Genomic DNA, 19897 nt, shown 5'->3' on the forward strand with positions numbered 1-19897 from the left:
GCACGATTAATCGTAGAATCGTACCCCTAAATGCACCGTCATTAACATAGCGCAAAGAAAATAGCACCGTAGTTCAGTCTATTACCAGCCCCGAACGAAACGTCTATACTCGCTTCAATTAGCCGGGTATACGGCGAAAGGATGCAAAACAATTATGGCTCACACTCATTTATTAGCAGAAAGAATTTCCCGTCTCAGCGGCGCGCTGGAAAAAGGGCTATTTGAACGTAGCCACGCCATCCGCCTCTGTTTACTGGCGGCACTGAGCGGCGAAAGCGTCTTTCTGCTGGGGCCACCCGGCATTGCAAAAAGCCTCATTGCCCGCCGGCTGAAATTCGCGTTTCAGCATGCCAGAGCCTTTGAGTATCTGATGACCCGCTTTTCCACGCCGGAAGAGGTGTTCGGCCCGCTCTCCATCCAAGCGCTTAAAGATGAAGGACGCTATGAACGTTTAACGGCGGGCTATCTGCCGGAAGCGGAGATCGTTTTTCTCGATGAAATCTGGAAAGCCGGCCCGGCGATCCTCAATACCCTGCTCACCGCCATCAACGAACGCCGGTTCCGCAATGGCGCACATGAGGGGAAAATCCCGATGCGCCTGCTGGTAGCGGCCTCCAACGAACTGCCGGAAGCCGACAGCAGTCTCGAAGCCTTATATGACCGCATGCTGATCCGCCTGTGGCTCGACAAAGTACAGGACAAAGCGAACTTCCGCTCGCTGCTGATTAGCCAGCAGGATGAGAACGATAACCCGGTACCTGCCGCATTGCAGGTGACGGACGAGGAGTACCAGCAGTGGCAGCAGGACATCGGTAAAATCAAACTGCCGGATGCGGTGTTTGACCTGGTCTTTATGCTGCGCCAGCAGCTGGATGCCCTGCCGGGTGCGCCTTACGTCTCCGATCGTCGCTGGAAGAAAGCCATTCGCCTGCTGCAGGCCAGCGCCCTGTTCAGCGGTCGCGATGCGGTTGCCCCTATCGATCTGATCCTGCTGAAAGATTGCCTGTGGCATGACGCCAACGGTATGAACCTGATGCAGCAGCAACTTGAAATATTGATGACCGGGCACGCCTGGGGGCAGCAGGAGATGCTGAACCAGCTCGGGGCCATCACCCAGCGCCGTCTTCAGCTTCAGCAGCAGCAAAGCGACAAAACCGCCCTGCGCGTCAACCGTCAGAGCGGCATGTTTGCCCGGCGTCCGCACTACGAACTACCGGCCGAACTGAGCGAGACCACCCTGACGCTGCTCCTCCAGCAGCCGCTTAAGCTCCATGATATGCAGGTGATTCACATCACCATTGAGCGCGAAGCCCTGTCGCTGTGGCTGACCAAAGGCGGCGAGATCCGCGGCAAGCTCAACGGCATCGGTTTTGCCCAGCAGCTCAATATGGAAGTGGACGGCAGTCTGCATCTGGTGATCCGCGACGTCAGCCTGCAGGGATCGCGCCTTGCGCTGCCCGGCACTGCCTCTGATAGCGTCCCGGAAGAGATCAAACAGCAGCTGGAAGCGCTGGATAACCAGTGGCACCTGCAGCATACCCGCTTCAGCGAGCAGCAGAAATGCCTGTTTATCCACAGTGACTGGCTGGGCCGGATTGAATCGAGCCTGCAGGATGTAAGCGCGCAGATCAAACAGGCGCGTCAATGCTGACGCTGGACACGCTCAACATCATGCTTGCCGTCGGTGAGGAGGGCATGATCGAAGAGATCATCCTCACCCTGCTGGCCTCACCGCAGCTGGCAGTTTTTTTCGAAAAATTCCCGCGGCTTAAAACTGCCATTACTGACGATCTTCCGCGCTGGCGGGAAAATTTACGCAAAAGACTGAAAGATACCCGCGTCCCGCCAGAGCTGACCGAAGAGGTGATGTGCTATCAGCAGAGCCAGCTGCTCTCCACGCCCCAGCTGATCGTCCAGTTGCCGCAGATTTTAACCCTGCTGGACAGGGTTCACTCCCCGTACGCCAGCCAGGCCCGGCAGCTGGTGGTGGATAACGCCACCTTTACGCCCGCCCTGCATACCCTGTTTTTACAGCGCTGGCGGTTGAGCCTGGTGGTGCAGGCCACCTCCCTGAATCAGCAGCTGCTGGAAGAGGAGCGCGAACAGCTGCTCAGCGAAGTGCAGGAGCGCATGACCTTAGCCGGGGCCCTGGAGCCGGTACTGGTGGAGAATGAAAACGCCGCCGGTCGCCTGTGGGATATGAGCGCCGGTCAGCTCAAACGCGGGGACTATCAGCTTATTGTTCGCTATGGCGACTTTCTGGCGCAGCAGCCGGAGCTGATGCAGCTGGCAGAACAGCTGGGCCGTTCCCGGGAGGCGAAGTCGGTGCCAAAAAAGGATGCCCCGCTGGAAACCTTCCGCACCCTGGTGCGCGAGCCGGCGACGGTGCCGGAGCAGGTAGATGGACTGCAGCAGAGCGACGATATTCTGCGTCTGCTGCCGCCCGAGCTGGCCACCCTGGGTATCACCGAGCTGGAGTATGAATTTTACCGTCGGCTGGTGGAGAAGCAGCTTCTGACCTACCGGCTGCACGGCGATGCCTGGCGGGAGAAGGTCAGCCAGCGCCCGGCCGTGCATCAGGATTTCGACGAACAGCCCCGCGGGCCGTTTATCGTCTGCGTGGATACCTCCGGTTCGATGGGTGGCTTCAATGAGCAGTGCGCTAAAGCCTTTTGCCTGGCGCTGATGCGCGTGGCGCTCGCCGACAGACGGCGCTGCTTTATTATGCTCTTTTCCAGCGAGGTGGTGGGCTACGAGCTGTCGGGCCAGCACGGCCTCGAGCAGGCGATCCGCTTCTTAAGCCAGCGCTTTCGCGGCGGCACCGATCTCGCCAGCTGTTTTCGCGCCATTATCGAGCGCATGCAGGGCGGAGAGTGGTATGACGCCGACGCAGTGGTGATCTCGGATTTTATTGCCCAGCGGCTGCCGGATGAGGTGGTGAGTAAGGTGAAGGTGTTGCAGCGGGAACATCAGCACCGTTTTCACGCGGTGGCGATGTCCACACATGGAAAACCCGGCATCATGCGCATCTTCGATCATATCTGGCGCTTTGATACCGGGTTGCGTAGCCGCCTGCTGCGGCGCTGGAAACGCTAATTACAGCAGCGCATCCACGCTATCACGAACCTGCTGTGGCCATACGCCACACTGAACCTGGCCGATGTGGGAGAGCTGCAGCAGTAACATGGTCAGACGAGACTGGCCAATGCCGCCGCCGATGGTCTGCGGCATCTCACCGCGCAGCAGCGCCTGGTGCCACTCCAGCTTGAGACGATCTTCGTCACCGGTGATCGCCAGCTGACGCTGCAGGGCTTCGGCATCGACGCGGATCCCCATGGAAGAGAGTTCAAACGCATCTTCCAGAACCGGGTTCCACACCAGAATATCGCCGTTCAGGCCCGCCAGGCCGCTCTCGCCTTCACTGCTCCAGTCATCATAATCCGGCGCACGAACGTCGTGGCGCTGACCATGAGACAGTTTGCCGCCGATACCAATCAGGAACACGGCACCCAGCTCTTTAGCGATAGCACGCTCACGGCCTTTGGCATCCAGATCCGGGAAGCGGGTCAGCAGCTCCTGGCTGTGAACAAACTGGATCGTCTCCGGCAGGAACGGGGTCAGACCAAACTCTTTGCTGACCGCCGCTTCGGTTTCTTTGATCCCGGCATAAATGGCTTCTACCGTCGCTTTCAGCGTACGGGTATGACGTTCGCCATCACCCATCACGCGTTCCCAGTCCCACTGGTCAACGTAAACAGAGTGAATGGCGGTAAGCCGGTCTTCATCGGGGCGAAGGGCTTTCATGTGCGTGTAAAGCCCTTCGCCCGCGCTGAAGTCGTGTTGTCCCAGGGTTTGACGCTTCCACTTCGCGAGGGAATGAACCACTTCGAACTGGGCGTCTGGCAGTGTTTTCACTTTCACCTGTACCGCTTTTTCGCAACCAGACAGGTTGTCCTGCGTCCCGTCACCCACGCGGCTTAAGATCGGCGCCTGGACTTCAATAAGACCGAGCTTCTCTTCCAGCTGGCGGGAAAAATGGGATTTAACGAAACTGATCTGGCGTTGTTGTGCGATGTAAGCGGTTTTCATTATTTATACTCCTGCGTCCTGTTGGCATTGATTAAGCAACAAAAAAAGAAGCTCTTTCAATAATCCAACAATAAAACTCCGCTATCACTTTTGATTCGATAAAATTACCCGCTAAAATAGAATGATTCATTAATCTTCATAAGAAAAAGCTATGGAAAATTATCAGATCGACAATCTGGACCGCGGCATCCTTGAGGCCCTGATGGCTAACGCTCGTACCGCCTATGCCGAACTGGCCAAACAGTTTGGCGTCAGCCCGGGCACCATTCATGTACGCGTAGAGAAGATGAAGCAGGCGGGGATCATCACCGGGGCGCATATCGACGTCAGCCCGAAGCAGCTGGGGTACGACGTCTGCTGCTTTATCGGCATTATCCTTAAGAGTGCGAAAGATTACCCTTCGGCGCTGGCCAGGCTGAATGCGCTGGATGAGGTGACCGAGGCCTACTACACCACCGGCCACTACAGCATCTTTATTAAGGTGATGTGCCGCTCGATCGACGCCCTGCAGCAGGTACTTATCAACAAGATCCAAACAATCGATGAAATTCAGTCCACCGAGACCCTGATCTCCCTTCAGAACCCGATCATGCGCACCATCCGCCCATGATCGGGCAAATTCATACCCACATTTTCCACAGGTAGATCCCAGCTCGCTCACAGCGTACAATGATCCCTCTTTATATGAGCGAGCGATCCATGGCAGATATTACTCTTATCAGCGGCAGTACCCTTGGCGGGGCTGAATATGTAGCGGAACACCTGGCTGAAAAGCTGGAAGACGCGGGTTTTTCCACTGAAACGCTGCACGGACCGTTATTAGAAGATCTGCCGATCGACGGGATCTGGCTGTTGATCACCTCCACCCACGGTGCGGGCGATCTTCCGGATAACCTTCTTCCTTTATATGAAGAGTTAAAAGAGCAGCAGCCCGACCTGGCGAACGTCCGTTTTGGGGCGATCGGCATCGGCAGCCGGGAATATGACACCTTCTGCGGCGCCGTTGAGAAAGTCGAGACCGAACTGAAGTCCTGCGGGGCACAACAGATCGGCGAAACGCTGAAGATCAACATCCTCGATCACGATATTCCCGAAGATCCAGCGGAACTTTGGCTGGCTGAATGGAAAAATTTACTCAAAACCGATTAAAGATCGTGCGAACAGATGTGGATAACTCTGGTTAAAAGCTTGGATCAACCGGTAGTTATCCCAAGAATAACCCTTGATGACTTTTTGTGCTGTGTATAACTACGCGATCTGATCCCAGCTTATACGTTGCAGGATCACCGATCATTCACAGCAAACGATCCTCTCTAAACGCATGATCTTCTTCGGGAGATCCGGCTTATCCACAGAAAACCGCGATCCTAATAAGAGATCACAATAAAACAGATCTCTAAATAAAAAGATCTTCTTTTTAATAGCCAGGATCCCAGTGCTTTCTCGATCGACTAAAGTTGAGTAGAATCCACGGCCCGGGCTTCAATCCATTTTCTTACCGCTTTACGCGAGGCAGACCACCATGTTTTATCAGGATCCTTTTGACGTCATCATCATTGGCGGGGGTCATGCAGGCACCGAGGCCGCAATGGCCGCGGCGCGTATGGGTCAACAGACCCTGCTTTTGACACACAATATCGACACGCTAGGACAGATGTCCTGTAATCCGGCGATTGGCGGCATTGGGAAAGGACACCTGGTAAAAGAAGTGGATGCACTTGGCGGCCTGATGGCCACCGCGATCGATCATGCAGGTATCCAGTTTAGGATACTAAACGCGAGTAAAGGCCCTGCCGTTCGCGCCACCCGTGCACAGGCAGACCGCGTGCTCTATCGCCAGGCGGTGCGTACCGCGCTGGAGAATCAGCCGAACCTGATGATCTTCCAGCAGGCGGTTGAAGATCTGATCGTCGAAAACGATCGTGTCGTTGGCGCCGTGACCCAGATGGGTCTGAAATTCCGTGCCAAAGCCGTTGTGCTGACCGTCGGGACCTTCCTCGATGGCAAAATTCATATCGGACTGGATAACTACAGCGGTGGCCGTGCTGGCGATCCGCCGTCCATTCCGCTGTCGCGCCGTCTGCGCGAGCTGCCGCTGCGCGTCAGCCGCCTGAAAACCGGCACGCCGCCGCGAATTGACGCCCGCACTATCGATTTCAGCGTGTTGGCACAGCAGCACGGCGATAACCCGATGCCGGTCTTCTCGTTCATGGGCAACGTGGATCAACATCCGCGCCAGGTGCCGTGCTATGTCACGCACACCAACGAGAAAACCCATGACGTGATCCGCAGTAACCTCGATCGCAGCCCGATGTATGCCGGGGTGATCGAAGGGATCGGCCCACGCTACTGCCCGTCGATCGAAGACAAGGTAATGCGCTTTGCCGATCGTAACCAGCACCAGATCTTCCTCGAGCCGGAAGGGCTGACCTCCAACGAGATCTACCCGAACGGTATCTCCACCAGCCTGCCTTTCGACGTACAGATGCAGATCGTCCGTTCGATGCAGGGGATGGAGAATGCGAAGATTGTCCGTCCGGGCTACGCCATCGAGTATGACTTCTTCGATCCGCGTGACCTGAAGCCGACGCTGGAGAGCAAATATATCCAGGGGCTGTTCTTTGCGGGCCAGATCAACGGCACCACCGGTTACGAAGAAGCGGCTGCGCAGGGTCTGCTGGCCGGTCTGAACGCCGCGCGCTTCTCGGCCGAAAAAGAGGGCTGGGCGCCGGGCCGTTCTCAGGCTTACCTTGGCGTGCTGGTGGACGACCTCTGCACCCTGGGGACCAAAGAGCCGTACCGCATGTTTACCTCCCGCGCGGAATATCGTCTGATGCTGCGTGAAGACAACGCCGATCTGCGCCTGACCGAAATCGGTCGCGAGCTGGGTCTGGTGGATGATGCTCGCTGGGCGCGTTTCAACGAGAAGCTGGAGAACATCGAGCGCGAACGTCAGCGCCTGAAGTCCACCTGGGTCAACCCAACAACCGAATCTGTAGACGAAGTGAATGCTCACCTGTCTGCGCCGCTGTCGCGTGAAGCCAGCGGGGAAGATCTGCTCCGTCGTCCGGAGATGACCTACGACCAGCTGATTCAGATGACGCCGTTCGCGCCGGGTCTGGAAGACGTGCAGGCCGCCGAGCAGGTCGAAATCCAGGTGAAATACGAAGGCTATATCGCCCGTCAGCAGGATGAGATCGAGAAACAGCAGCGCAACGAGAGTACCATCCTCCCGGCCACGCTGGATTACCGCCAGGTTAACGGCCTCTCCAACGAGGTGATCGCCAAGCTGAATGACCATAAACCGTCATCCATCGGCCAGGCATCGCGTATTTCTGGCGTCACCCCTGCGGCCATCTCCATTCTGCTGGTGTGGCTGAAAAAACAGGGTATGCTGCGCCGCAGCGCGTAATCGTAAGAACTGCCCGGTGATGCGTAGCGATCCGGGCCTACAGAACTCCGTAGGGCGGGTAAGCTCAGCGCCACCCGCCAAAACGCATCTCAACAGGTATTCACCGTGCTCAACAAACTCACTCGTCTGCTGGATCAAGCCGGTATTTCGCTCACCGATCACCAGAAAAATCAGCTGGTGGGGTATGTCGATATGCTGCACAAATGGAACAAGGCCTATAACCTCACCTCGGTTCGCGACCCGAATGAGATGCTGGTGCGTCACATCCTCGACAGCATCGTCGTGGCGCCTCACCTCCAGGGCGAGCGTTTTATCGATGTGGGCACCGGCCCGGGTCTGCCGGGTATCCCGCTCTCAATCGTGCGTCCTGAGTGCCAGTTCACGCTGCTGGACAGCCTGGGTAAGCGCGTGCGCTTCCTGCGCCAGGTTCAACATGAGTTGAAGCTGGAAAATATTCATCCGGTGCAGAGTAGGGTAGAGGAGTTTCCCGCCGAGCCGCCGTTTGATGGCGTGATCAGCCGGGCATTTGCCTCGCTCAACGACATGATTGACTGGTGTAAGCATCTGCCGGCACAGAACGGGCGCTTTTATGCCCTGAAAGGGATCCTGCCGGAAGACGAAATCGCTCAGTTGCCTGCCGGGTTTGAGCTGGAGTCAGCCATTAAATTGCGCGTTCCTCAGCTGGAAGGTGAACGCCATCTGGTGATCGTTAAGCCAAACAATTTTTAAAAAAATAATAAAAAATGTGGAATTTGTGCTGTTCTTAGTATGTTAAAAACCAGGCGTCAGGTTAAGAATTATACAGTGCTTATTTAACCGCTTTTTTACTATGGATTTTCTTTGGGTTAACGTAAGTGTGTAGTTAACCCAAAAAATAATAAACATTGAAAATATCAGCGTGCTAAAAGTAGGGAAGAGTAACCAGATCGTAATGTTAAATATTTATTATAAATGTCAATAAAAGGTTTTTGTTGTATACAGGGCTGTTTTGAAAATAGTTGCTGAAATTACGCTTTAATATCATCGACATGAAATATAACGATTTACTGCTTTAATTTATTCGACCTTATCGTAAATGTGTATTTTGTGATCTCGTGCACGCTTTGTAGCCAACGTTTCCGCGTGGTTTGCAGTTTTGACGCCTCATTCACAGTTTGATGAAAAGTTAAGAAATAGCGCCGGGGAAAAATATTTAAACATTTATTCACCTTTTCGCTACTTATTGTTTGAAATCACGGGGACGCACCGTATAATTTGACCGCTTTTTGCTGCTTGACTCTGAGCCCTAAAGGACGTTTTATACGACACGCGGCATACCTCGAAGGGAGCAGGAGTAAAAACGTGATGTCTGTGTCGCTCTTGAGTCGAAACGTTGCTCGTAAGCTTCTGTTCATTCAGTTTCTGGCGGTGATAGCAAGCGGATTGCTGTTCTGCCTCAAAGACCCCTTCTGGGGCATCTCTGCGGTAAGCGGAGGTTTGGCAGTCGTTGTGCCGAATATGTTGTTTATGATTTTTGCCTGGCGTCATCAGGCGCATACACCTGCCAAAGGCCGCATGGCCTGGTCCTTCGCTCTGGGCGAAGTGTGTAAGGTGTTGCTGACCTTTGCCCTTCTGGTGATGGCGCTGGCGGTTTTTAAAGTGGTATTTTTGCCGCTGATAGTGACGTGGGTTTTGGTGCTGGTGGTACAAGTTCTGGCGCCAGCTGTAATCAATAACAAAGGGTAAAAGGCATCATGGCTTCAGAAAATATGACGCCGCAGGATTACATAGGTCACCATCTGAACAACCTTCAGTTGGACCTGCGTACATTCTCGCTGGTGGATCCGCATAACCCCCCAGCCACCTTCTGGACGATCAATATCGACTCCATGTTCTTCTCGGTGGCACTGGGTCTGTTGTTCCTGGCCATTTTCCGCGGCGTTGCGAAACGTGCAACCAGCGGCGTTCCAGGGAAATTCCAGACCTTCATCGAAATGATCATTGGCTTCGTCCATGGCAGCGTCAAAGACATGTACCACGGTAAGAGCAAGGTGATTGCACCGCTGGCGCTGACCGTCTTTGTGTGGGTCTTCCTGATGAACCTGATGGACCTGCTGCCGATTGACCTGTTGCCGTGGATTGGTGAAAACGTCCTCGGTCTGCCTGCCCTGCGTGTGGTGCCGTCTGCTGACGTGAACATCACCCTGTCTATGGCGCTGGGCGTATTCATCCTGATTCTTTTCTACAGCATCAAAATGAAAGGTGTAGGCGGCTTCGTGAAAGAGCTTACCTTGCAGCCGTTCAACCACTGGGCGTTTATTCCGGTCAACCTGATCCTGGAAGGCGTTAGCCTGCTGTCCAAACCGATTTCTCTCGGTCTGCGACTGTTCGGCAACATGTATGCGGGTGAGCTGATTTTCATTCTGATCGCGGGTCTTCTGCCGTGGTGGTCACAGTGGGTTCTGAATGTGCCATGGGCCATTTTCCACATCCTGATCATTACGCTGCAAGCCTTTATCTTCATGGTTCTGACGATCGTCTATCTGTCGATGGCGTCTGAAGAGCACTGATTCTTTACCAACACTACTACGTTTTAACTGAAACAAACTGGAGACTGTCATGGAAAACCTGAATATGGATCTGCTGTACATGGCTGCCGCTGTGATGATGGGTCTGGCGGCTATCGGTGCTGCGATCGGTATCGGCATCCTCGGGGGCAAATTCCTGGAAGGCGCAGCGCGTCAACCGGATCTGATTCCTCTGCTGCGTACTCAGTTCTTTATCGTTATGGGTCTGGTGGATGCTATCCCGATGATCGCTGTAGGTCTGGGTCTGTACGTGATGTTTGCTGTCGCGTAGTAAGTAGATTTAAACCCTAAGCCACAGTTGTAAATTTAAAGAGGTATTGTGCTGTGAACATGAACGCAACAATCCTCGGCCAGGCCATCGCGTTTGTTATCTTTGTCTGGTTCTGCATGAAGTATGTATGGCCGCCATTAATGGCAGCCATCGAAAAACGTCAGAAAGAAATCTCTGACGGTCTGGCTTCTGCAGAACGCGCTAAGAAAGATTTGGACCTTGCACAGGCCAACGCGACCGACCAGCTGAAAAAAGCGAAAGCGGAAGCCCAGGTAATCATCGAGCAGGCGAACAAACGTCGTTCTCAGATCCTGGACGAAGCGAAAGCTGAAGCAGAACAGGAACGTACTAAAATCGTGACGCAAGCGCAGGCAGAAATTGATGCCGAGCGTAAACGTGCTCGCGAAGAGCTGCGTAAGCAGGTCGCGATTCTGGCTGTTGCTGGCGCCGAGAAGATCATCGAACGTTCCGTGGATGAAGCTGCTAACAGCGACATCGTGGACAAACTTGTCGCTGAACTGTAAGGAGGGAGGGGCTGATGTCTGAATTTGTTACGGTAGCTCGCCCCTACGCCAAAGCAGCTTTTGACTTTGCTATCGAACACCAAAATGTCGATCGCTGGCAGAACATGCTGGCGTTTGCCGCTGAGGTAACGAAAAACGAACACATGGCTGAGATGCTTTCGGGTGCACTGGCACCGGAAACCCTCGCCAGTTCGTTCATCGCCATTTGCGGTGAGCAGCTGGACACCAACGGTCAGAACCTGATTCGGGTAATGGCAGAAAATGGTCGTCTGAAAGCGCTCCCGGATGTTCTTGAGCAGTTCGAGCACCTGCGTGCCCTCAGTGAAGCCACCGTTGAAGTTCACGTAACTTCTGCGACTGAGCTGAGTAACGAACAGCTTGCGAAAATCACCGCCGCGATGGAAAAACGTCTGTCACGCAAAGTGAAGCTGAATTGCAATATCGATAAGTCTGTAATGGCGGGCGTAATCATCCGTGCGGGTGATATGGTCATTGATGGCAGCGTACGCGGCCGTCTTGAGCGCCTTGCAGACGTCTTGCAGTCTTAAGGGGACTGGAGCATGCAACTGAATTCCACCGAAATCAGCGAACTGATCAAGCAGCGCATTGCTCAGTTCAGTGTTGTGAGTGAAGCTCACAACGAAGGTACTATTGTTTCTGTAAGCGACGGTGTTATCCGCATCCACGGCCTGGCCGATTGTATGCAGGGTGAGATGATTTCCCTGCCGGGTAACCGTTACGCTATCGCACTGAACCTGGAGCGCGACTCCGTAGGTGCAGTTGTGATGGGTCCTTACGCTGACCTCGCCGAAGGCATGAAGGTCAAGTGTACTGGCCGTATTCTTGAAGTTCCAGTTGGCCGCGGCCTGCTGGGTCGCGTGGTGAACACCCTGGGTGCACCAATCGACGGTAAAGGTCCGGTTGATAACGATGGCTTCTCGCCAATCGAAGTTATCGCACCGGGCGTAATCGACCGTCAGTCCGTCGACCAGCCGGTGCAGACCGGTTATAAATCCGTTGACGCCATGATCCCAATCGGCCGTGGCCAGCGTGAGCTGATCATCGGTGACCGTCAGACCGGTAAAACCGCGATGGCAATCGATGCGATCATCAACCAGCGTGACTCCGGCATCAAATGTGTGTACGTGGCTATCGGCCAGAAAGCGTCCACCATTTCCAACGTGGTTCGTAAACTGGAAGAGCACGGCGCGCTGGCTAACACCATCGTTGTTGTGGCTACCGCTTCTGAATCTGCTGCACTGCAATATCTGGCACCGTATGCCGGTTGCGCAATGGGCGAATACTTCCGTGACCGCGGTGAAGATGCACTGATCGTTTATGATGACCTGTCCAAACAGGCCGTTGCATACCGTCAGGTTTCCCTGCTGCTCCGTCGTCCACCAGGACGTGAAGCATTCCCGGGCGACGTATTCTATCTGCACTCCCGTCTGCTGGAGCGTGCATCCCGCGTTAACGCGGAATACGTTGAGAACTTCACTAAAGGTGAAGTGAAAGGCCAGACCGGTTCTCTGACCGCACTGCCGATCATCGAAACCCAGGCGGGTGACGTTTCTGCGTTCGTTCCGACCAACGTAATCTCCATTACCGATGGTCAGATCTTCCTGGAAACCAACCTGTTTAACTCCGGTATTCGTCCGGCAGTTAACCCGGGTATCTCCGTATCCCGTGTTGGTGGCGCAGCGCAGACCAAGATCATCAAGAAACTGTCCGGTGGTATCCGTACCGCGCTGGCACAGTATCGTGAACTGGCAGCGTTCTCCCAGTTTGCATCCGACCTTGACGATGCAACCCGTAAACAGCTGGACCACGGTCAGAAAGTGACCGAGCTGCTGAAACAGAAACAGTATGCCCCTATGTCAGTTGCACAGCAGGGCCTGGTACTGTTCGCAGCAGAACGTGGTTATCTGGGGGATGTAGAACTGGCGAAAATCGGTAGCTTCGAAGCCGCTCTGTTGGCTTACGCTGACCGTGACCATGCTCCGCTGATGCAAGAGATCAACCAGTCCGGTGGCTATAACGACGAAATCGAAGGCAAGCTGAAGAGCCTGCTCGATTCCTTCAAAGCAACCCAGTCCTGGTAAAGTCTGGCGGTCTGTCTTAGGACAGACCGCAAGGCATTGAGGAGAAGCTCATGGCCGGCGCAAAAGAGATACGTAGTAAGATCGCAAGCGTCCAGAACACGCAAAAGATCACTAAAGCGATGGAGATGGTCGCCGCTTCCAAAATGCGTAAATCGCAGGAGCGTATGGCGGCCAGCCGTCCTTATGCAGATACCATGCGCAAAGTGATTGGTCACCTTGCGAGCGGTAATCTGGAATATAAGCACCCTTACCTGGAAGAACGCGACGTTAAGCGCGTGGGCTACCTGGTGGTGTCGACCGACCGTGGTCTGTGCGGTGGCTTGAACATTAACCTGTTCAAAAAACTGCTGGCGGATATGAAAGCATGGTCCGATAAAGGCGTTCAGAGCGATATCGCGATGATCGGCTCCAAGGGCGTCTCTTTCTTCAATTCCGTCGGTGGCAATATTGTCGCCCAGGTGACCGGTATGGGTGATAACCCGTCCCTGTCCGAACTGATCGGCCCGGTAAAAGTGATGTTGCAGGCCTATGATGAAGGCCGTCTGGACAGGCTGTACGTTGTCAGCAACAAATTTATTAACACCATGTCTCAGGTTCCGACCCTCACTCAGCTGCTGCCATTACCGGCATCAGACGAGCCAGAGTTGAAGCATAAATCCTGGGATTACCTGTATGAACCGGATCCAAAACCGCTGCTGGATACCCTGCTGCGTCGTTATGTTGAATCTCAGGTTTATCAGGGCGTGGTAGAAAACCTGGCCAGCGAGCAGGCCGCACGTATGGTGGCGATGAAAGCCGCGACCGACAATGGCGGCAGCCTGATTAAAGAGCTGCAGTTGGTATACAACAAAGCTCGTCAGGCCAGCATTACTCAGGAACTCACCGAGATCGTCGGTGGTGCATCCGCGGTATAACCAGGTTAATTCGTAGAGGATTCAAGATGGCTACTGGAAAAATTGTCCAGGTAATCGGCGCCGTGGTTGACGTCGAGTTCCCTCAGGATGCCGTACCGCGCGTGTACGATGCTCTTGAGGTTCAGAATGGTAATGAGAGCCTGGTGCTGGAAGTTCAGCAGCAGCTCGGCGGCGGTATCGTGCGTACCATCGCCATGGGTTCTTCCGACGGTCTGCGTCGTGGTCTGGAAGTTAAAGACCTCGAACACCCAATCGAAGTACCAGTAGGTAAAGCAACCCTGGGCCGTATCATGAACGTCCTGGGTCAGCCGATCGATATGAAAGGCGACATCGGCGAAGAAGAGCGTTGGGCTATCCACCGTTCAGCACCTTCCTATGAAGAGCTGTCCAGCTCTCAGGAACTGCTGGAAACCGGCATCAAAGTAATCGACCTGATGTGTCCGTTCGCGAAGGGCGGTAAAGTTGGTCTGTTCGGCGGTGCGGGTGTAGGTAAAACCGTAAACATGATGGAGCTGATCCGTAACATCGCGATCGAGCACTCCGGTTACTCCGTGTTTGCAGGCGTGGGTGAGCGTACTCGTGAGGGTAACGACTTCTACCACGAGATGACCGACTCCAACGTTCTGGATAAAGTATCCCTGGTTTACGGCCAGATGAACGAGCCACCAGGAAACCGTCTGCGCGTTGCGCTGACCGGCCTGACCATGGCTGAGAAGTTCCGTGACGAAGGTCGTGACGTCCTGCTGTTCGTTGACAACATCTACCGTTACACCCTGGCCGGTACGGAAGTATCCGCACTGCTGGGTCGTATGCCATCAGCAGTAGGCTACCAGCCGACCCTGGCGGAAGAGATGGGTGTTCTGCAGGAACGTATCACCTCTACCAAAACCGGTTCTATTACCTCCGTTCAGGCGGTATACGTACCTGCGGATGACTTGACTGACCCATCACCAGCCACCACCTTTGCTCACTTAGATGCAACCGTGGTACTGAGCCGTCAGATCGCGTCTCTGGGTATCTACCCGGCCGTTGACCCGCTGGACTCCACCAGCCGTCAGCTGGATCCACTGGTCGTTGGTCAGGAACACTACGACACCGCGCGTGGCGTACAGTCCCTGCTGCAGCGTTATCAGGAACTGAAAGACATCATCGCCATCCTGGGTATGGATGAACTGTCTGAAGAAGACAAACTGGTGGTAGCACGCGCACGTAAGATCCAGCGCTTCCTGTCCCAGCCGTTCTTCGTTGCAGAAGTATTTACCGGTTCCCCGGGCAAATACGTTGCGCTGAAAGACACCATCCGTGGCTTTAAAGGCATCATGGAAGGCGAATACGATCACCTGCCGGAGCAGGCGTTCTACATGGTCGGTTCCATCGACGAAGCCGTGGAAAAAGCCAAAAAACTTTAACGCCTTAATCGGAGGGTGATATGGCAATGACTTACCACCTGGACGTCGTCAGCGCAGAGCAACAAATGTTCTCTGGTCTGGTCGAGAAAATCCAGGTAACGGGTAGTGAAGGTGAACTGGGTATCTTCCCGGGACACGCCCCGCTGCTCACCGCCATTAAGCCTGGTATGATCCGCATCGTTAAACAGTTCGGTCATGAAGAGTTTATCTATCTGTCCGGGGGCATGATTGAAGTGCAACCTGGCAGCGTGACCGTACTGGCTGATACCGCAATTCGTGGCCAGGATCTCGACGAAGCGCGAGCTCTGGAAGCGAAGCGTAAAGCAGAAGAGCACATTAAGAGCTCTCATGGCGACGTGGATTACGCTCAGGCGTCTGCAGAGCTGGCCAAAGCGATCGCGAAACTGCGCGTTATCGAGTTGACCAAAAAAAGCGATGTAACACCGGCTTGAAAGTACGAAAGCCAGTCTGGTCTCCAGACTGGCTTTTTTTATGGTTCCGTTTCAGTAAAATTGAAACTAAAACGGAGTTTTATTATTTTTTGATTTAGATCACAAAAAGATTGATCGGCGAAATGGTCAGGAGTAGACTTCGTTTTGTGATGAATGTCACAAAACTGAACTCAAACAATATCAGGATGCCATCATGAAACTCATTAACAAAATCATCGCCCTCTTCAGCAACATGAGCGTTTCTTTCGGTACGTTCAACCACTAAGTGCTGATGTGCCGGGTGGCGCCACGCTTACCGTAGTGTGATAAGCGAAGCGCCGCTCTGGTTATTGGGTCTGCACCTGCGTTTTGTCTAACTCCTTCCCGTCCGCATTTACGCTTTTACCCTTCACAATAAAATAGTTCGTGTTATCAATGGTCCCCACCACTGCATCGTCATACTCACCGGGCTGATTACGGATCGACAGATTGCCGGTAAAGATCCCCTGGGTTGTTACGTCGCCGTACGGGCTTGGGCGGAAGATATAGTTAAAGCGCTGGTTATCGACCGCGATGTTGTTCTCCACCACCAGCTTGCCCGGGTTAAAGTTATCGGTGAAGCCGTCCAGATGATTTCCGGTCGCTTTGCTGTTGCGGATCTGGTGCGCCACTGGCTGCCCTTCCCCGCCGAGCTTAAAGCCGTTACTGGTATTGTTGCTGGCAACCGAGTTCTCGATCACCACCACGCCGTTTGCACCATCTTCAATCTTGTTGAACAGATCAAAACCGTCGTCGATATTGTCGTGGGCATAGCACTTCTCCAGCCGGTTGCCTTCACCTACCCGCATCTTCACCGCGAAGCCATCGGCGTTAATCTTGCCGGGATCCTCATTGGCATAAGATTCGGAATCCACCACCCGGTTATAGCTCGCCCATAACGGCCGGCCAATTTTCTCCGGGGAGGAGATCTGGATCCCGGTGTCGTCATTGCGGTACGCGGTGACGCGCTCGATCAGATTATGGCTGCCCTGCACACGCAGGCTTTTCTCCGTCACGTCGACACCCTGGATATGCCAGTAGCTGGCGTCCAGCAGCAGGCCACGGATCGCTACTTTACCTTCAGCCTGCAACGTTTTGACCTTGTCGCTGCTACCGCTGGCCGTGAGTGGGATCTCGCTGCGTGGATAATCGCCGCTTTTCAGCACCAGCTTACCGCCGGGGGCCAGCAGCGCGATGGCGGTGGCGAGATCCAGCGGCGCATCGGCTGTGCCTTTCGCCTCCGCTTTACCGTCCGGGGCGGCATACAGCAGCGTCGTGTCCCTGTCCGCGACGCGTTCCACGGTCAGTTGCTGATTCACCGGCTCGCCCTGAGATGGGGTAAAGGCCACCGTAAAGGTGCTGGTCTGCTCAAGACGAGTGGGCAGGGTGTACATCTCTCCCGCTTTTACCGTTTTCTCATTACCGATCACCACTTCGTTTTGCCGGACGCTGAATACCCCGTCTTCATTGGCGCGCGCCTGCAACAGGTAATCCCCTGAAGCGCTGATGTTCCCGGAAGCCAGCTGTACTACCAGCGGCAGCGGCTCAGCCTGCCACGGCGTCGAAGAGAGGGTATGGGCGGGGCTGGTGGTCAGCGAGGCGTTGGTCACCGTGATTCTGGCATTCCGCGATGCGAAGAAGCCGACGTAGTAGCTATCCTTGTTTTGCACCGAAACCAGATCCGCGCGCGGCACGCTCTTGCTCACCCAGCTATCGCTGTCCACCGGGGCCCACGCGGTAATAAAGCCATCGTCCGTGCGCTGCAGCTTGAGACGAAATTCCGGGGTCTGGCTCAGGTCCACCTCCTCCTTATAACTCTGTTTTTTAATGGCTGCCCCGGCATTGCCCCATGGCCGGGTGACCCCCCTCCCGCGTGATGGCCTGCATTTTCACCCGCTGATGATCTTTTTTATCCTGGGTCATGATGGCGTTCATCACCTGGTTCGACGCTGCGGGGAACTCCTCATAACCGGTTTTTAGCGGCTGCTGACGCGGATTGCCAAGGACATCGCGCACCAGCAGCCCGGCCCCTTCCTGCGCAGCGGGTTTCGCGCCATTCTCCGGTCCAAACTGATCCACCCGGATGTTGGCCTGCAGAACGAAATTCTTGCTCGCCGGTAGCTCGGTATAAAAAAAGGTTAACCCGTCGTGGGAGTTGCCTATTTTGCCGCCGCGGCTCTCCAGCGTGATCGCTTTTTTCAGGTCGGCACTCTCCTGCGGCGTAAGCTTTTTCCCGTCGATGGTGACATCATTAACGCCAATTTTTTCGGGTAATACGTTGGATGAAAAATTCACGTCCGTGGATTGCCCAAACGCAATGGCTTTCCAGACAGGGGGCTGTTCGGTGGCTGTCGCGGAAAAAGCGCTACACATCATCAGGGCCAGAGGTATTGTAGACTTCATCTTATTCTCCTGAGTAATAATTGAGCGCTATTATTATCAGAATAAAACGGCGTTTCTTTTTTTGTGGGTCACATATTTCAATAATTAAAACAGTGTTTTGCTTATGGAATGCTTTATTCATGAAGCGAAACAATAGCTAACTTGTTGTGCGGGCTGGAGACTTCTCCAAAGGACGCTATATTCCATAGGCAAAGTCCTTTACTCTGCTGTAAAAAGAACCTTTAAACAGCCCGAAACTGGCGAGGTTGCGCGTTTTACCACCTCTCCATTTTATGGCGCAAAATATGTAGAATTTTCAACGCCAAAGGGTTTTACTTTTCACTCAAATTACAGTCAGGACGTGTATGTTGAATAATGCAATGAGCGTGGTCATTCTTGCCGCAGGCAAAGGCACCCGCATGTATTCCGATCTTCCAAAAGTGCTGCACACCCTGGCAGGGAAAGCGATGGTGCAGCATGTCATTGATGCCGCTAATGAAATGGGCGCAAACCAGGTTCATCTTGTCTACGGTCACGGTGGCGATCTGCTGAAGCAGACGCTGCGTGATGACAAGCTCAACTGGGTGTTACAGGCAGAACAGTTGGGTACCGGTCACGCCATGCAGCAGGCCGCGCCGTTCTTCTCCGACGACGAAGATATTCTGATGCTTTACGGCGACGTGCCGCTGATCTCCGTCGAGACGCTGGTTCGCCTGCGTGCCGCGAAGCCGCAGGGCGGTATTGGTCTGCTGACCGTTAAGCTGGACGATCCCTCCGGTTATGGCCGTATCACCCGTGAAAACGGCAAGGTGACGGGCATTGTCGAGCACAAAGATGCCACCGACGCGCAGCGTGAAATCCAGGAAATTAACACCGGTATTCTGATCGCCAATGGCGCAGACATGAAACGCTGGCTGTCGCAGTTGAACAATAACAACGCGCAGGGCGAATTCTATATCACCGATATCATCGCGATGGCGCATCAGGAAGGGCGTGAGATTGCCGCCGTTCATCCGGCGCGTATCAGCGAAACGGACGGCGTGAATAACCGCCTGCAGCTCTCCCGTCTTGAGCGTATTTATCAGTCTGAGCAGGCAGAAAAACTGCTGCTGGCGGGCGTAATGTTGCGCGATCCGTCGCGTTTCGATCTGCGTGGCGTGCTTAATCACGGGCGCGACGTCGAGATTGATACTAACGTTATTCTGGAAGGCAACGTAACGCTGGGTAACCGCGTCAAAATTGGCACCGGTTGCGTAATAAAAAACAGCGTGATTGGCGACGACTGCGAAATCAGCCCTTACAGTGTGGTGGAAGATGCCCACCTGGAAGCCGCCTGTACTATCGGGCCGTTCGCCCGTCTGCGTCCGGGTGCTGAGCTGCTGGAAGGCGCTCACGTTGGCAACTTCGTTGAAATGAAAAAAGCGCGTCTGGGCAAGGGCTCTAAAGCCGGTCATCTGACCTATCTGGGCGATGCGGAGATTGGCGATAACGTTAACATCGGCGCCGGAACTATCACCTGCAACTACGACGGCGCGAACAAGTTTAAAACCATCATTGGCGACGACGTGTTTGTCGGATCCGATTCGCAGCTGGTGGCGCCCGTGACTATCGGTAAAGGCGTGACCATTGCCGCGGGCACGACCGTGACGCGCGATGTGGCGGAAAATGAGCTGGTCATCAGCCGCGTGCCACAGGTTCACAAGCAGGGCTGGAAACGCCCGGTGAAGAAGTAAAAGCATTTTCGGGATGAGGGGATA

At 54.4% G+C, this 19897-nt stretch carries 17 protein-coding genes and 1 pseudogene; 16 read left to right on the forward strand and 2 right to left on the reverse strand.

Annotation, left to right across the window (positions count from 1 at the left end; all coding sequences use genetic code 11):
• Positions 1-154: 154 nt before the first annotated feature.
• Together ravA and viaA are read left to right on the forward strand one after the other, a co-directional pair.
• Positions 155-1651 (forward strand): ATPase RavA, encoded by a 1497-nt coding sequence (ravA, locus tag AAHB66_RS23485; RefSeq protein WP_347114759.1) that lies wholly within the window; start codon positions 155-157, stop codon positions 1649-1651.
• Positions 1645-3096: an ATPase RavA stimulator ViaA gene (gene viaA, locus AAHB66_RS23490; RefSeq protein ID WP_347114760.1), complete on the forward strand. Its 1452-nt coding sequence runs from the start codon at positions 1645-1647 to the stop codon at positions 3094-3096. Before ravA ends, viaA begins: the two co-directional genes overlap by 7 nt.
• On the opposite strand, the gene asnA is transcribed toward viaA, so the two are convergent.
• On the reverse strand, positions 3097-4089 hold the full coding sequence (asnA, locus tag AAHB66_RS23495; RefSeq protein WP_347114761.1) for an aspartate--ammonia ligase: 993 nt from the start codon (positions 4087-4089) through the stop codon (positions 3097-3099). It abuts the gene before it with no gap.
• A gap of 151 nt (positions 4090-4240) precedes the next feature.
• Between asnA and asnC the strand changes: the two genes are divergently transcribed.
• The 13 genes from asnC (at position 4241) to AAHB66_RS23560 (ending at position 15740) form a co-directional block, all read left to right on the forward strand.
• Complete coding sequence (gene asnC / locus AAHB66_RS23500) at positions 4241-4699, forward strand: transcriptional regulator AsnC (RefSeq protein ID WP_023331653.1); 459 nt, start codon at positions 4241-4243, stop codon at positions 4697-4699.
• Positions 4700-4788: 89 nt separating this feature from the next.
• Positions 4789-5238 carry an FMN-binding protein MioC gene (mioC, locus tag AAHB66_RS23505; protein WP_347114762.1) on the forward strand — a complete coding sequence of 150 codons (450 nt, stop codon included), beginning with the start codon at positions 4789-4791 and terminating at the stop codon, positions 5236-5238.
• Between the two features lie 373 nt (positions 5239-5611).
• The gene (gene mnmG, locus AAHB66_RS23510; protein ID WP_347114763.1) at positions 5612-7501 is read left to right on the forward strand and encodes a tRNA uridine-5-carboxymethylaminomethyl(34) synthesis enzyme MnmG; all 1890 of its coding nucleotides are present in this window, start codon (positions 5612-5614) and stop codon (positions 7499-7501) included.
• A 105-nt stretch (positions 7502-7606) separates the two neighbouring features.
• Positions 7607-8230: a 16S rRNA (guanine(527)-N(7))-methyltransferase RsmG gene (rsmG, locus tag AAHB66_RS23515; RefSeq protein WP_142487637.1), complete on the forward strand. Its 624-nt coding sequence runs from the start codon at positions 7607-7609 to the stop codon at positions 8228-8230.
• Positions 8231-8845: 615 nt separating this feature from the next.
• A complete protein-coding gene (gene atpI, locus AAHB66_RS23520; RefSeq protein WP_333852448.1) occupies positions 8846-9226 on the forward strand; it encodes a F0F1 ATP synthase subunit I in 381 nt (126 codons plus the stop codon).
• An 8-nt stretch (positions 9227-9234) separates the two neighbouring features.
• Positions 9235-10050 (forward strand): F0F1 ATP synthase subunit A, encoded by an 816-nt coding sequence (gene atpB, locus AAHB66_RS23525; protein WP_347114764.1) that lies wholly within the window; start codon positions 9235-9237, stop codon positions 10048-10050.
• Positions 10051-10099: 49 nt separating this feature from the next.
• Positions 10100-10339: a F0F1 ATP synthase subunit C gene (gene atpE, locus AAHB66_RS23530; RefSeq protein ID WP_000429386.1), complete on the forward strand. Its 240-nt coding sequence runs from the start codon at positions 10100-10102 to the stop codon at positions 10337-10339.
• A 53-nt stretch (positions 10340-10392) separates the two neighbouring features.
• Positions 10393-10863: a F0F1 ATP synthase subunit B gene (gene atpF / locus AAHB66_RS23535; protein ID WP_032615498.1), complete on the forward strand. Its 471-nt coding sequence runs from the start codon at positions 10393-10395 to the stop codon at positions 10861-10863.
• Between the two features lie 14 nt (positions 10864-10877).
• Positions 10878-11411, forward strand: a complete 534-nt coding sequence (gene atpH, locus AAHB66_RS23540; RefSeq protein WP_032615500.1) for a F0F1 ATP synthase subunit delta — start codon at positions 10878-10880, stop codon at positions 11409-11411.
• Between the two features lie 12 nt (positions 11412-11423).
• Positions 11424-12965: a F0F1 ATP synthase subunit alpha gene (atpA, locus tag AAHB66_RS23545; protein WP_032615502.1), complete on the forward strand. Its 1542-nt coding sequence runs from the start codon at positions 11424-11426 to the stop codon at positions 12963-12965.
• A 50-nt stretch (positions 12966-13015) separates the two neighbouring features.
• Positions 13016-13879 carry a F0F1 ATP synthase subunit gamma gene (atpG, locus tag AAHB66_RS23550; protein WP_307763944.1) on the forward strand — a complete coding sequence of 288 codons (864 nt, stop codon included), beginning with the start codon at positions 13016-13018 and terminating at the stop codon, positions 13877-13879.
• A gap of 26 nt (positions 13880-13905) precedes the next feature.
• Positions 13906-15288 (forward strand): F0F1 ATP synthase subunit beta, encoded by a 1383-nt coding sequence (gene atpD / locus AAHB66_RS23555; RefSeq protein ID WP_032615506.1) that lies wholly within the window; start codon positions 13906-13908, stop codon positions 15286-15288.
• 20 nt (positions 15289-15308) lie between these two features.
• On the forward strand, positions 15309-15740 hold the full coding sequence (locus AAHB66_RS23560) for a F0F1 ATP synthase subunit epsilon (RefSeq protein ID WP_347114765.1): 432 nt from the start codon (positions 15309-15311) through the stop codon (positions 15738-15740).
• Between the two features lie 326 nt (positions 15741-16066).
• Here the strand turns inward: AAHB66_RS23560 and AAHB66_RS23565 are convergent.
• Positions 16067-18161: pseudogene (locus AAHB66_RS23565) on the reverse strand (right-handed parallel beta-helix repeat-containing protein).
• A gap of 344 nt (positions 18162-18505) precedes the next feature.
• Here AAHB66_RS23565 and glmU point away from each other — a divergent pair.
• Positions 18506-19873: a bifunctional UDP-N-acetylglucosamine diphosphorylase/glucosamine-1-phosphate N-acetyltransferase GlmU gene (glmU, locus tag AAHB66_RS23570; RefSeq protein WP_347114766.1), complete on the forward strand. Its 1368-nt coding sequence runs from the start codon at positions 18506-18508 to the stop codon at positions 19871-19873.
• Positions 19874-19897: the final 24 nt, after the last annotated feature.

The sequence above is a fragment of the Leclercia sp. S52 genome, from assembly GCF_039727615.1.
In the GTDB taxonomy this organism is placed as follows: domain Bacteria; phylum Pseudomonadota; class Gammaproteobacteria; order Enterobacterales; family Enterobacteriaceae; genus Enterobacter; species Enterobacter adecarboxylatus_B.